We start from the raw sequence: 12,939 nt of genomic DNA on the forward strand, positions 1-12,939 counted from the left end.
AAGAACTTACGTGATCCAGCTTGATAATCTAGAACTTGTATCCGCACATTCAGCACATGCCGTTTTTGAAATGGATTCGGGCCTGAGCCTTCGCATAGAAGCACATGCACCGGGTGTATTTCGTTTGCGATGTGGTCCAGCCGCTAAACTGGACGATGAAAAACTGAATGCGCGCGCCAGGGCTCGTCAGGAGTTGTTGTTGGCCAGGCCCGAGGCAATTGGTGAAATGAGCACCGAGTCTCTCGTACGGGATAGTGGCTGGCGTTTTGTCCAGGGTGACATTACGCTGGAAATGCATGCCCGGCCATTCCGGCTGGCCCTGTACCGCAATGGACAGCTTTTATTAAGTACAGATAGTCAATTCGTCAGCCCTTTTGTGGCCGAAGTCCAGAATGACCAGCCAGAAAGCTGGGGGCTTATGCTGGGCCTGCCTGACAATACACCGGTTTACGGCCTGGGTGAAACCATTGGCGATTTCAATCGTCGCGGCCAGGAAGTCGTTTCCGATTTACCCGGCTTCAATTATTTGCCGTTGGCCTGGAGTCCTCAAGGCTGGGGTGTTTATGTCAACACCCTGAGCCGGGTCCTGCATGCACCCGGTATACCAGACGAGCCTGATACCTATCAACTGTTTGTTGAAGATGGTGTCTTTGACCTGTTTTTATTTGCCAGTGAGCCCGCTGAAATCTTCAATCAATATTCCGCCCTTACCGGTCGCGCGGGTCAGCCTCCACTTTGGGCCATGGGTGCCTGGCTGGTCCAGCAAAAGGGCCAGGACATTAATGAAATAAGTAATCTGGCTAAAGCGCTGCGTGAGCAGGGTCTGCCACTGGATGCCCTCAGACTTGGCAATCCATCCCTGATCCAGTTTCAACCGGACAGGCAGGCGCTGGAATTGGATGTATCACGGCTTGACGATGCAAGGCGTTATTTTGCCCAGCTGGCCGAAGAGCAATGGTATGCCTGTGTAACGACTTTTCCGGGCGTTTTGTCCAATACGCCTTTGTTTGCAGACCTTGAAGATCGTGGCTGGCTGCTTTGCAATGAAGAAGGGCTGGCACAGGTTTTTGACGGCGTTCCGGCAACAGGCGGACAGTCTTTTGGCCTGCTGGATTTAACCTATAAAGACGCTTTCCTTTTCTGGCAAGAACGACATGCGCAGCTCATTGAAGAGGGTGCCAGCGCCATTGAGTGCAAACTGCCCGTGGAACTGCCTGATTCGGTCAGCGCCCGAAACGGGGAGTCGGGTCCGCTTTTGCGTACGCTTTATCCCCTGTTGCTGAAAAATGCCCTGTTTGAGGCTGTGTCACGCAACAAGATACCTGCGGAAGGGGTGGTGTTAAGTGACAGTCTTGGCCTGGGTTCGCAGCGAACGCCCTGGAAGCAGTTGGAATGCACCGGCAATGACTGGGACGCCATGAGCCAGGTTTTACGCAGTGCCTTGTCGGTTCAGGCCAGCGGTATTGTGACTCAGGTGCATGACATTGGCAATCCGGACGGCTTGTCAGGTCCTGTTGATCCTGAATGGTACTTGCGTTATTTGGGGCTGTCGGTGTTTTCTGCCGGCTTCGCCTTGCATGCAAACCCGGCGCTATTGCCAACGGCTTTCGATGAAAAAACGCAGTCACAAATCAACACCCTGCTTGAGTTGCGTTACCGGCTTATTCCCTACGTGCTTGGCATTATAGAAGACTCGGTAAGAACAGGTCTGCCGGTCCAGCGCATGATGGCGCTGGCTTTTCCTAACGATGCAAGAGCGCAGGAATTTGATACCCAATTTCTGTTTGGTCCCGCCTTGCTGGTGGCACCGATACTGGAACCGGGTGGGCAGGTTGTTGTTTATTTGCCTGAGGGCGAAGCATGGTGGGATCTGAATACCGGCTGGCGTTATGAAGGCGGCCAATCCATCAGTCTAGCGTGTGCACTTGATTCCGTGCCCGTGTTTGGGCGTGAAGGACATATGCTATGCCTGGGTCCTGTGCTTAAACATTTGGGCGAATTCAATACGGCCAGAATCCTGGATGAGGTATGGATGTTTGGCATGCCGTTACATAATCCGGTTGTGATGCGTAATAAAATCCGTGTCATGCAAATGCAAGGATCCAGTTACATCAAAGGTCTCGAGGGGCTGCGTATTTTGCAATCAGAAGGACTTGAAGTAAAACGTCGCGGTGCTGAGGTGCGCATCTCACGGGAGCGATAGGATGGGATCGAAAAATGCCAGGTCTGTGCCGGTCCTGATGTATCACCACATTACCCCGTCTTCAGGGCAAATTACCACCAGCCCCGAAAACTTTGATTCGCAAATGGCGGCACTGGTGGCCAATGGTTATACAAGTCTTACCGCAGACCAGTTTGCCGGCTACCTTAAAGGTGAAGCGGTACCCGAAAAATCGGTTCTGATTACGTTTGATGATGGCTATCTGGACAACTATGTCTATGCGCATCCGATTTTGCAAAAACATGGCATGCATGCTGTCATGTTTCTTGTCACCCATTGGGCAGGGCAAGGCGAACCCCGTCCTGTTTACGGGTCGGGCAACCCTTTGCCAGCCTGTCCCTCACACCATGAATGCAGTGCAATAGTGGCCGCTGGCAAGGCCAATGATATTGCCGTTCGCTGGTCAGAAGTCCGGGCCATGGAAGCGGCCGGTACGTTTGAAATCCATTGCCATACCCATACCCACACCCGTTGGGACTTGAACTGTGACAGAACCGGCAAGCGTAAGGGTATTGCCAACGATTTACAGCAATCAAGAGCAGCCCTGTTGCAGGAGTTAAATAAAGATACCCCGCATTTGTGCTGGCCACAGGGATATTTTGATGATGACTATATCCAGGCGGCCCAGGCATTGGGTTTTAGCGTTTTTTATACCACCGATGCCTATGGCTTTAATGTTGTTGGTGGCGACCCAAAACATATTTACCGGATAGCCGTCAGAAATAAACCCGGTGCCTGGTTAATGCACAGAATCGGTATTGCCAAAAATCCTTACTGGGGCCCCTTGTATAATCGCTGGAAAAAATTTCGCAAGCAGCGACGCAGGGCCAGGGAACTAAGACGAGCCAGCAAGGCATAGGTTTTATTCCCCGCATTGCCCGGTTTAAAAATAATTTAAGAAAAGCAAGTCCCTTATTTCCAAAAGAAATATGGGCCTTACTATAATTTTGTTTGCTGAAACAGGCAAACAGATCACAATACCATATCATGATTCATATTAAAGATTTAAGAAAAACATACAAAACACCCAAAGGGGTGTTTGAAGCCATAAAAAAAATAGACCTTAAAATAGAACAAGGTGAGATTTTTGGCATTATTGGCCCCAGCGGAGCAGGTAAAAGCACACTGGTGCAATGCATCAACTTATTGGAAAAGCCTGATTCCGGTTCCATTACCCTTAATGGTCAGGTGTTAACCGGTTTGTCGGAAATCGAGTTGCGGGCGCAACGAAGACGGATCGGCATGGTTTTCCAAAGCTTCAATTTATTGTCACGCCGCACGGTTTTCAACAATGTGGCCTTGCCGCTTGAAATTGCCGGTGTCAATAAGGAAGAAATCAAAAGCAGGGTAGATGAGCTGTTGAATCTGGTGGGTTTGTCACATTTAAGTGATCGTTACCCTGCCCAGATTAGCGGGGGGCAAAAGCAACGGGTGGGTATTGCCCGTGCGCTGGCCTGCCATCCGGATGTCCTGTTAAGTGATGAGGCTACCTCGGCCCTGGACCCTGAAACAACAGCCAATATCCTGGACTTGTTGCGTGATATCAACCGCAAGACGGGCATTACCATCGTCATGATTACGCACCAGATGGAAGTGGTTAAGCAAATTTGTGACCGGGTGGCGGTGTTAAGTCATGGGGCTGTGGTGGAAGTAGGGGCGACCGCCGATGTATTTGCCAATCCCCGACATGACGTTACCCGGGCCATGGTGTCTGCGGCCACCGAGTCCAACTTGTCGGAAGATTCTTTGGAGATTCTTGTGGCGCGCCTGAAAACATGGGTTCAGGCGCATCCGGGCCAAGATGCCGCGATTTGGGAATTGCATTTGCATGACGCCCAGGTGTCTGGCGGCCTGTTTTCAGGAGCGGCCAAGCATGAGGGTGTCAGTTTTTCCTTGCTACAGGCCAAAGTGGAAGATATTAAAGGTGTCGCAGTGGGTAAATTATATGTACAGGTACAGGGTAGTGCGCAAGCCATCCTGAATGCACGACAGGCCTTAAGTAATGAGGCTGGTGTTCAAATACAAGAGGTGGTGTATGAATCCGCAAATGATTAATTTATTAATGGATGCGACTTTGGAAACCCTGCTCATGGTGGGGGTCTCTGGACTTGCCGCACTCTTTCTGGGCGTACCCCTTGGTGTTGCCCTGATCGTGACTGACAAAGGCGGCCTGTTGCAGAATATGGCGGTTAATCGTGTCTTAGGGGCCATCATCAATGCAACCCGGTCGGTGCCCTTTATTATTTTGATGGTGGCGATCATTCCGCTTACACGTTTTATTGCCGGCACATCGATTGGCACCACGGCAGCCATTGTGCCCCTGGCCATTGCGGCTATTCCATTCATGGCCCGGGTAGCCGAAACCGCCATGCGTGAGGTTGACCGTGGCCTGATCACTGCCGCCAAGGCGATGGGGGCGTCTCCCATGCAAATCATCGTCAAGGTTTTATTGCCCGAGGCTTTGCCCGGACTGATTTCCGCCATGGTTATTACCCTGGTCAGCCTGATCGGTTATTCGGCCATGGCCGGTGCCATTGGCGGGGGCGGCCTTGGAGACCTGGGTATCCGCTATGGTTATCAGCGATTCTTGCCTGAAGTCATGCTGATTGTGGTGGTGGTGTTAATTGTTATGGTTCAGTTGATTCAAAGTGTGGGTGACTGGATCTCCCGACGTTTGTCACATAAATAATCCTGAAGGATTCGAAATGAAGAAAACAGTTGTTAGTCATATCCTGGCCCTTGCATTGGGTGCCGGTCTTATCTCTGCCTCGTATGCCGCAGACAAAACGCTGAAAGTGGGTGTTACAGCCGGCCCGCACGCACAAATCATGGAAGTGGTAAAAGACGAAGCGGCCAAAAAAGGTTACAACATTGAAGTGATCGAGTTTTCCGATTACGTACAGCCCAATGTGGCCCTGGCGGCAGGTGATCTGGATGCCAACAGTTACCAGCACTTGCCGTACCTTGAAAATGCCAATGCCGATCGCAATTACGGCATCGTGAGCATGGCAAAAACAGTCGTTTTTCCCATTGGCATTTACAGTAAAAAAATCAAAGATTTAAGTGAGGTGAAGGAAGGTTCGCGTTTTGCCCTGCCCAATGACCCCACCAATGGTGGCCGTGCCCTGTTACTGCTGGAAAAACAGGGTCTGATCAAACTTGACCCGAAAGCAGGCATTAAGGCAACCCCTATTGATGTCATTGAAAATCCCAAAAAACTGCGTTTCATTGAACTGGATGCGGCCCAGTTGCCACGTTCACTGGATGATGTTGATTTTGCGGCCGTTAATACCAACTTTGCCATTGAGGCGGGTCTGACTCCCAAGAAAGATGCCATGGTATTGGAAGACGGTAATTCACCCTACGCCAATATTATTGCCGTACGTGAGAAAGATCTTGAGCGTGCGGACCTAAAAGAATTCGTGCAAATTTATCAGTCACAGCCAGTCAAGGATTTTGTTGTGAAAAAGTACCAAGACTCTATTTTGGTGGCTTGGTAATAAAAAATTATTGACAGCCTTGTATGAATCAGTCATAATTTCATTCTTTCAGGGGCTGGTAGCTCAGTCGGTAGAGCAGCGGACTTTTAATCCGTTGGTCCCGGGTTCGAATCCCGGCCAGCCCACCAACTGAAAATTAAAGCACGTAATTTGTAGTACATATAATTAGCCGCTTTTTTATCCAAGCGGCTTTTTTAATCGGGCTGGTAGCTCAGTCGGTAGAGCAGCGGACTTTTAATCCGTTGGTCCCGGGTTCGAATCCCGGCCAGCCCACCAGATTATTTTGCTTATTAAAATAAGTCGCTAACAAAAGTTAAGCGGCTTTTTTTGCGTAAAAATTTCGGATATTTTAACTGCTGAATTAAATATTAAACATAAATGCCTGCATAACATAATTTACAAGCAAGGCATTTATGTTTTTTTGGGTTTACGTCATTAATAAAGTGCCCGCCCGGTAGCAGGATTCAGCCTTTCAAGTGCAGGAACGCCGCGTGCACACTTAAAAAAATTTTGTTTTTCATGCGCCTGCCCAAAGAGGTGTTTTTCAGACGATCCATAATGGGGCCTTTGATTTCGGCAAAATACAGCTGGATGTCGCGGGCAGCCAGGCTTTTTTCAAGTTGGTCCAGCATTTCCAGTGCAGTGGCATCAATTTGATTAACCGCCGAGCAAACCAGCAGCATTTTTTTGACATCAGGGTTGGCATTAACCAGTGCCATGATTTTTTGTTCCACCACTGCTGCATTGGCAAAAAACAGGCTCTCATCAACGCGTAATGCCACCAGGCCGGGAATTGTCTGCACATCATGACGTTCTATATTGCGGTAGTGTTCGGTATTGGGAACACGGCCCAGAACGGCCATATGCGGACGACTGCTGCGCCAAACCAGAACGGCAAGGGAAAGGGCAATGCCCAACAGAATGCCCGCTTCCACGCCCATAAAAACAACCCCCAGCATCGTTGTCAATAAAGAAAACGCATCAGCGCGATCATATTGCCAGGCGGTCTTAAGACTGCGCCAGTCGATCAATGCCGTAACGGCCGAGATAATGGTGGCGGCCAGTACGGCCTGGGGCAGATAGTAAAAAAGATGGGTGAAATAAGCAATCACTACGGTCATGAGCAGGGCACTGATGACGCCGGCTAGCGGTGTATTGGCACCTGCAGAAAAATTGACCACCGAACGTGCAAACCCGCCCGTAACCGGGTACCCGCCCGAAATGGCACTGGCAATGTTGGCGGCGCCCAGGCCAATTAGTTCGCGGTTTGGCTTGATGCGTTCCTTGCGTTTTAAGGCCAGTGATTGTGCCACCGAGACGCTTTCTACAAAGCCGACCAGGGAAATAAGCAGCGCAGGCAGCCACAAGGCGCCAATGGCATCCAGGCCTGGCAGGTTCATGCTTAAGGTGGGCAGACCTTGCGGAACATGACCGGCAATGCTAACGCCAAATTGCGAGTCCAGTTTGAATACATAAACGATTAACGTAAAGCAGATAACACTGATCATGGGCGCCAGCTTGGAAAGCATGCCGGCCAGTCTGGATGAGATACCGGCTTTTTCAAGAAGAGTGCTTAAGGAACGGCGTGACCACCATAAAAAAAGAAGGCTGCTGGTTCCTATGAGCAGGGTAGCCAGATTGGTTTGGGGTAAATGACGGGCAAGATCAACCAGGGTGGCGATGATGTTATTGCCCGAAGCCTGTACGCCCAGCATGTGTTTGAGTTGCCCGATACTGATCAGGATTGCCGAACCGCTAATAAAGCCACTGATGACCGGGTGGCTTAACAAGTGGGCCAGAAACCCCAACCGCAATAGCCCAAAAACCAGTAGCATGACGCCGGATATCAAGGCCATTTGAATGGCCAGTTCGATGTACTGCACTGAGCCCGGTTGGGCCAGCGGCGCCAGGGCGCTGGCGGTCATGAGGGAAATAACCGCAACCGGGCCGGTAGCCAATGTCATGCTTGAACCCAGCAGGGCGTAGGCAATAATGGGCAGGATACTGGCATACAGTCCCATTTCAGGTGGCAGCCCTGCCAACATGGCATAGGCCAGACTTTGCGGGATAAGCATGACGGTCACAATCAGGCCTGCGGTCAGGTCACCCGAAAACAGGTTTTTCTGATAGGCGGAAATCCAGTCAGGCAGAAAGTGGGGCAATTTGCGTTTGGTCACGGTTATGAAGCTTTGCGGTTTGCGTGGATTTAAGGTGTTTTAGGGGTTTTACGGTTTTCATAGGCGGTGAAAACAGCCATACCTGCAACCATGGCAATCACAAACAGCAATGCCTTCCATTCGCCCGCGGCCATTGATACCAGGGCAGGCCCGGGGCAAATGCCGGCCAGTCCCCAGCCAATGCCAAATAACAAGCTGCCAATGAGCAGACGGGGTGTAATACTTGTGCTGGACGGTAAACTCATGGGGTCACCCAGGCAGGCCGTCTGGCGTTTTTTGGCGGCGGTAAAGGCAAACAGGCCCACCAATATGCCGCCTCCCATGACGAAGGCCAGGGAAGGGTCCCAGGTGCCGGTAATATCCAGGAAGCCTAGTACTTTTTCAGGGTTGGCCATGCCTGAAATGATAAGACCCATGCCAAAGAGGAGTCCGACCAGATATTCGGTGATGCGTTTCACGATGTTGATATCCTTAATGATGATGAAGACAGGGGGTTAGCCAATAAGGTGACGAACCACGTAAACGGTTGCAATACCACTTGCCATGAATGCAATGGTGGCGGCTAGAGACCGACCGGAAAGGCGTGACAGGCCACAAATGCCATGTCCACTGCTGCAACCTGAGCCCAGGCGAGTGCCAAAACCCACCAGCAAGCCAGCCAGAATAATAAGTGGCCAGCCGGTATTGATTTCAATCGGGATGGAACCCACGGCTAACAGGTAAATGAGTGGTGCTGAAAAAAGCCCCAGTAGGAACGCGATGCGCCAGTGGGTATCGCCTTTGGCGGGTTTGAGCAGGCCACCCAGAATGCCACTGATGCCCAAGATGCGGCCGCTGGCCAGAATGAAGATGGCGGCTGCGATGCCTAATAAAATACCACCGGCCAGTGAGGACCAGGGAGTGAAATTTTGCCAGTCGATAATCATGTGAAAATTTCCAGAGTTAATATTATATAAAAATATATTATATATAAAAATATAATAAAAATACAGATCAGGCTTGTCGAAAATATAAAGATCATGGATTACACTTGATCGTCAATTTTAAAAACGGAAAATGTCAGCTCAAAGGAGAAAAATAATGTCAGTCTTACTTACCTGCGATGTGATGGATGCATTTCCTGAAAGTGCTTCCTGCGATCTTCAGTTCCGGCAATGGGGCAGGCGCCAGGCCATCAGCGGATGGATCAGAACGCTTAAGGTTTATGAAGACAATACCCTGGTCAGGCAGGTCCTGTCTGAAAAGTCCTCGGGAGATATCCTGGTGGTGGATGGCGGGGCTTCGTTGCACAGGGCCCTGGTTGGAGACATGATTGCCACTTTGGCCATGGATAACGGCTGGGCCGGTATTATTGTGTATGGTGCCATTCGCGACAGTGCCCAAATTAATGAGATGGACTTTTCCGTCAAGGCCTTGGGCACCAATCCTCGCAAAAGTCACAAAGCCGGCCAGGGCGTGCTGGATATCCCTGTCATGATCGGTGGTGTTACCTTCAGGTCTGGCTGGTATGTTTATAGTGATGCCGATGGCATTGTGGTAACTGAAAACCCTGTCATTATTTAGTCTGTTTGATATTCATAAAATGTTGTGCAAACTGTCATCACGGGGTTCGTGAAAGGTTTTCACATTATTAGTTTGTTAACTTCATTAAGGAATTTGTTCAATGAAATTGTTTTATAAACCAGGGGCCTGTTCTTTGGCACCGCATATTGTGCTGGAAGAGTTGGGTATTGGCTATGAAGCTGAAAAAGTCGATCTTAAAACCAAGGTGACCGAATCAGGTGCGGATTTTTTAACCATCAATCCAAAAGGATACGTCCCTGCATTGCAAATGGATAATGGCGAGGTGTTAACAGAGTGCCAGGCCATTCTGGAATATTTGGGTGACCGTAATCCTTCCCAAAACCTGATTCCTGCAGCAGGATCTACGGCCCGCTATCAAACTCATGCCTGGCTGAATTTTGTGGCGACCGAACTTCACAAAGGGTTCAGTCCCTTTTTCAAGCCGTCCACCCCGCAAGAATGGAAAGATGCCTGTCTTGTCATTCTGGAACAACGCCTGTCTTATGTTAATGCCGAATTGGCAGGTAAAGACTATTTAATGGGTGATACCTTTACGGTTGCCGATGCCTACTTGTTTACTGTCCTGGGCTGGGCTCGGTATATTCAGCTTGATCTGGCCAACTGGGGCAATCTGGCTGCTTATCAGGCACGGTTGGCACAGCGTCCGGCAGTGGTCGCAGCCATGAAAGCGGAAGGGGTGATTTAACCGTTTTGTTTCATCAGGCACTGGACTGAAAATGAAAAATGCCTGCCCGGCAAATACACCGGGCAGGCATTTTTTACTTTGTTGCGGACAGCATTAATACATATGCTGTCCGCCGTTCATGGCAATGTTGGCACCGGTCATGAAGCCACCCAGGTCACTGCAGATGAACACGATAAGCGCAGCCAGTTCGGCCGGTTCGCCCAAACGGCCTAATGGAATCTGGGGCAGGATCTGGTTGTCCATGACTTCTTTGGGAACGGCGGCAACCATTTCAGTATTAAGGTAACCGGGAGAAACCGCATTCACCGTTACACCTTTGCGGGCAAATTCCAGCGCCAGGGTTTTGGTAAAGCCATAAATGCCGGATTTTGCCGAAGAATAGTTGGCCTGGCCGAATGAACCCTTGCTGCCGTTAACGGAAGAAATATTGACAATACGTCCCCAGCCGGTGGCCAGCATGTCTTCGCATAAGGGCTTGGTCATGTTGAACATGGAGTCCAGGTTGGTTTTCATTACCAGATCCCATTTTTCCTTGTCCATTTTGCGGAAACTGGCATCGCGGGTAATGCCGGCATTATTGATCAGAATGTCAATGTGATAACCATCGTCGTGCATTTGTTGGGCACCGGCAATACAGGAGTCGTAATCGGCGACATCAACAACATAAGCCTTGAAGTCATAGCCCTCATTGCTTTGTTTTTTCAGCCAGTCGGAATGGTCTTTTCCGGGGCGCATGGTAACAAGAACGGTATGGCCGGCATCATGCAGGGCACGGGCTATTGCCGTACCCAGGCCGCCGGTGCCGCCGGTAACCAATGCCGTACGTTTGACTGATTCATTCACAGTTGTCATTTCATTAACTCCAGGTAGAAATTATTTTTCAAAAACATAAATGCCGGGGGCGTCACAAAGCAATGGATAACCTTTATCGGGATTGCCCATCGGAGGCGGTGATACCGGTTCACTGGAACGCTCGTTCAGCCACTTAAACCAGCAGTTCCACCAGGAGCCTTCCTGAAATTGTGCGGTTTTGAACCATTCATCAGGACCCAGATAAGGGTCGTTATTGCTTCGCGCCAGGACACGGAAATGGCGGTTTTTATGACCGGGTTCGCTAACGACACCGGCATTGTGTCCTTTGTTGGTGAGTGCAAAGGTAATGTCGGAACTGCACAAATGGTGAATTTTATATACCGAGCGCCAGGGCGCAATATGGTCCGTTTCAGTGCCCAGGCAGAAAATGGGCACGTGTATGTCTGTCAGGGAAACGGGGCGGCCATTGACGGGGTAGCGGCTTTCTGACAGATCATCGTGCAGGAATAGCCTGCGCAAGTATTGGGAGTGCATTTTGGCGGGCATGCGGGTTGTGTCCGTATTCCAGGCCATCAAGTCATTCATGGTGGACTCTTCACCCAGCAGGAATTCTTTGATATAACGCGACCAGATCAGCAAATCGGAACGCAGAAGAAGGAAAGCGCCCGCCATTTGTTCACCGGTTAAATAACCAATATCGGCCATTTCCGCTTCAAGAATGGCCAGCTGGCTGTTATCGATGAACAGGGACAGTTCCCCGGGTTCGCTGAAATCGGTTTGGGCGGCGAGCAGGGTCATGGAAAGCAGGCGGTCATCTTTGTCCCTGCCCATTGCGGCCGCGGCAATAGAGAGCAGGGTGCCTCCCAGGCAATAACCGGTGGCATGGACTTTGTGTTGGCCTGTAATGTGGTTGATGGCATCCAGTGCTGCAAAAAAACCCATGGAAAGATAATCATCCATGCCCATATGGCGTTCTTCAACACCGGGATTCTTCCAGGAAATGCAAAAGACGGTATAGCCCTGATCAAGCAGGTGACGAATCATGGAATTGTGCGCGGAAAGATCAAGAATATAGTATTTCATGATCCAGGCAGGGATGATCAGAACCGGTTCGGGATGAACCTTTTTGGTTGTGGGCGTGTACTGAATCAGCTCCATGAGCTGGTTACGCAGTACCACCTTGCCGGGGGTGGTGGCCAGTTGCTGGCCCACCTTGAAATTTTCAAGCTTGGGATCGGGAGTGCCGGTATATTGTTGCAGGGCCTGTTGCCAGGCATTCATGGCACCACGTACCAGGTTGGCCCCTTGTTCTTCCAGTGTTTTTTGCAATACTTCGGGGTTGCTGGCCACAAAGTTTTTAGGTGACAGCGCATTCAGGATTTGCTGGACTGACATGCTGACAATGTCCATGTGGTGGGGGGTAACTCCGCGAATATCACTGGTTGCCTCTTTCCACCATTGCTCTGTCATGAGATAAGACAGTTGCATCATGTTGAAGGGCCAGGTTTTCCATTTCTGATCGCTAAAGCGTCTGTCGGTAATGGGTGGTTCGATGTTCAGGTTGGTGTGGTGGCTGGGGGTGCCGGGGATGCCAACGGTTTGTGTGCGCTGCGCATATTGGGCCAGGGCCAGTCCCTGGCCAATGGCAAGATTGATCAATTCAAGCTGCTTTCCCGGTGAAATGGCCAAATGCCTGGACCAGTCGATATAACTTAGAAAACCTTGCAACGGAGACATTGATAAGGTGCCCCTGGCAATAGACGCCTGGAAACGCTGATCCAGCTGATCCATGGCGGTTTGGGGGTCGTAGGTGTTTTTTACCATTCAGGAGTCCTTGGGAGTAATGGTGCTTTTGGGGAGTGTAATAGCTACTCAGGAAAGCATGACATCTTCAAGTATAGGGTATTGCATTTTTATTGCGATGACATGAATACCACTGATTTTATATTTTTAAATAGA

The 12,939-nt window shown here is 50.2% G+C and carries 12 protein-coding genes and 2 tRNA genes; 9 read left to right on the forward strand and 5 right to left on the reverse strand.

The genetic code is table 11. The annotated features are described in order from the left end of the window. Window positions 1-70: 70 nt before the first annotated feature. The 7 genes from IE074_RS10440 (at window position 71) to IE074_RS10470 (ending at window position 5,997) form a co-directional block, all read left to right on the forward strand. Window positions 71-2,203: a glycoside hydrolase family 31 protein gene (locus IE074_RS10440; protein WP_189385462.1), complete on the forward strand. Its 2,133-nt coding sequence runs from the start codon at window positions 71-73 to the stop codon at window positions 2,201-2,203. A gap of 1 nt (window position 2,204) precedes the next feature. Then, the gene (locus IE074_RS10445; RefSeq protein ID WP_189385414.1) at window positions 2,205-3,080 is read left to right on the forward strand and encodes a polysaccharide deacetylase family protein; all 876 of its coding nucleotides are present in this window, start codon (window positions 2,205-2,207) and stop codon (window positions 3,078-3,080) included. A 128-nt stretch (window positions 3,081-3,208) separates the two neighbouring features. After that, the gene (locus IE074_RS10450; protein ID WP_189385415.1) at window positions 3,209-4,276 is read left to right on the forward strand and encodes a methionine ABC transporter ATP-binding protein; all 1,068 of its coding nucleotides are present in this window, start codon (window positions 3,209-3,211) and stop codon (window positions 4,274-4,276) included. Next, complete coding sequence (locus IE074_RS10455) at window positions 4,257-4,910, forward strand: methionine ABC transporter permease (protein ID WP_189385416.1); 654 nt, start codon at window positions 4,257-4,259, stop codon at window positions 4,908-4,910. Before IE074_RS10450 ends, IE074_RS10455 begins: the two co-directional genes overlap by 20 nt. A gap of 16 nt (window positions 4,911-4,926) precedes the next feature. Further along, window positions 4,927-5,721, forward strand: coding sequence for a MetQ/NlpA family ABC transporter substrate-binding protein (locus tag IE074_RS10460; RefSeq protein ID WP_189385417.1), 795 nt, complete (start codon window positions 4,927-4,929; stop codon window positions 5,719-5,721). A 52-nt stretch (window positions 5,722-5,773) separates the two neighbouring features. Continuing rightward, window positions 5,774-5,849 (forward strand) — tRNA-Lys (locus tag IE074_RS10465). A 72-nt stretch (window positions 5,850-5,921) separates the two neighbouring features. Continuing rightward, window positions 5,922-5,997, forward strand: a tRNA-Lys gene (locus IE074_RS10470). A gap of 188 nt (window positions 5,998-6,185) precedes the next feature. On the opposite strand, the gene IE074_RS10475 is transcribed toward IE074_RS10470, so the two are convergent. From IE074_RS10475 to IE074_RS10485, 3 genes are read right to left on the reverse strand one after another with little or no spacing between them, the layout of a single operon-like run. Beyond that, a complete protein-coding gene (locus tag IE074_RS10475) occupies window positions 6,186-7,898 on the reverse strand; it encodes a SulP family inorganic anion transporter (protein ID WP_229793988.1) in 1,713 nt (570 codons plus the stop codon). A 29-nt stretch (window positions 7,899-7,927) separates the two neighbouring features. Next, window positions 7,928-8,356 (reverse strand): YeeE/YedE family protein, encoded by a 429-nt coding sequence (locus tag IE074_RS10480; protein ID WP_189385418.1) that lies wholly within the window; start codon window positions 8,354-8,356, stop codon window positions 7,928-7,930. 36 nt (window positions 8,357-8,392) lie between these two features. Then, window positions 8,393-8,824 (reverse strand): YeeE/YedE family protein, encoded by a 432-nt coding sequence (locus IE074_RS10485; protein ID WP_189385419.1) that lies wholly within the window; start codon window positions 8,822-8,824, stop codon window positions 8,393-8,395. A gap of 154 nt (window positions 8,825-8,978) precedes the next feature. On the opposite strand from IE074_RS10485, the gene rraA reads away from it, so the two are divergent. Continuing rightward, complete coding sequence (rraA, locus tag IE074_RS10490) at window positions 8,979-9,461, forward strand: ribonuclease E activity regulator RraA (protein ID WP_229793989.1); 483 nt, start codon at window positions 8,979-8,981, stop codon at window positions 9,459-9,461. Window positions 9,462-9,561: 100 nt separating this feature from the next. Beyond that, window positions 9,562-10,167, forward strand: a complete 606-nt coding sequence (gene gstA, locus IE074_RS10495; protein ID WP_189385421.1) for a glutathione transferase GstA — start codon at window positions 9,562-9,564, stop codon at window positions 10,165-10,167. A 93-nt stretch (window positions 10,168-10,260) separates the two neighbouring features. On the opposite strand, the gene phbB is transcribed toward gstA, so the two are convergent. Together phbB and IE074_RS10505 are read right to left on the reverse strand one after the other, a co-directional pair. Further along, entirely contained in the window at window positions 10,261-11,019 is a 759-nt protein-coding gene (gene phbB / locus IE074_RS10500; RefSeq protein WP_189385422.1) for an acetoacetyl-CoA reductase, read from the reverse strand. 21 nt (window positions 11,020-11,040) lie between these two features. Next, entirely contained in the window at window positions 11,041-12,804 is a 1,764-nt protein-coding gene (locus IE074_RS10505) for a PHA/PHB synthase family protein (protein ID WP_189385423.1), read from the reverse strand. Window positions 12,805-12,939: the final 135 nt, after the last annotated feature.

This window comes from Advenella faeciporci, assembly GCF_014652395.1.
GTDB lineage: Bacteria > Pseudomonadota > Gammaproteobacteria > Burkholderiales > Burkholderiaceae_B > Advenella > Advenella faeciporci.

Excerpts from the sequence above, each read along its gene's own strand:
- IE074_RS10440 (WP_189385462.1), top strand. The coding sequence starts at position 71 with ATGGATTCGGGCCTGAGCCTTCGCATAGAAGCACATGCACCGGGTGTA.
- IE074_RS10445 (WP_189385414.1), top strand. The coding sequence starts at position 2,205 with ATGGGATCGAAAAATGCCAGGTCTGTGCCGGTCCTGATGTATCACCAC.
- IE074_RS10450 (WP_189385415.1), top strand. The coding sequence starts at position 3,209 with ATGATTCATATTAAAGATTTAAGAAAAACATACAAAACACCCAAAGGG.
- IE074_RS10455 (WP_189385416.1), top strand. The coding sequence starts at position 4,257 with ATGAATCCGCAAATGATTAATTTATTAATGGATGCGACTTTGGAAACC.
- IE074_RS10460 (WP_189385417.1), top strand. The coding sequence starts at position 4,927 with ATGAAGAAAACAGTTGTTAGTCATATCCTGGCCCTTGCATTGGGTGCC.
- IE074_RS10485 (WP_189385419.1), bottom strand. The coding sequence starts at position 8,824 with ATGATTATCGACTGGCAAAATTTCACTCCCTGGTCCTCACTGGCCGGT.
- rraA (WP_229793989.1), top strand. The coding sequence starts at position 8,979 with ATGTCAGTCTTACTTACCTGCGATGTGATGGATGCATTTCCTGAAAGT.
- gstA (WP_189385421.1), top strand. The coding sequence starts at position 9,562 with ATGAAATTGTTTTATAAACCAGGGGCCTGTTCTTTGGCACCGCATATT.
- phbB (WP_189385422.1), bottom strand. The coding sequence starts at position 11,019 with ATGACAACTGTGAATGAATCAGTCAAACGTACGGCATTGGTTACCGGC.
- IE074_RS10505 (WP_189385423.1), bottom strand. The coding sequence starts at position 12,804 with ATGGTAAAAAACACCTACGACCCCCAAACCGCCATGGATCAGCTGGAT.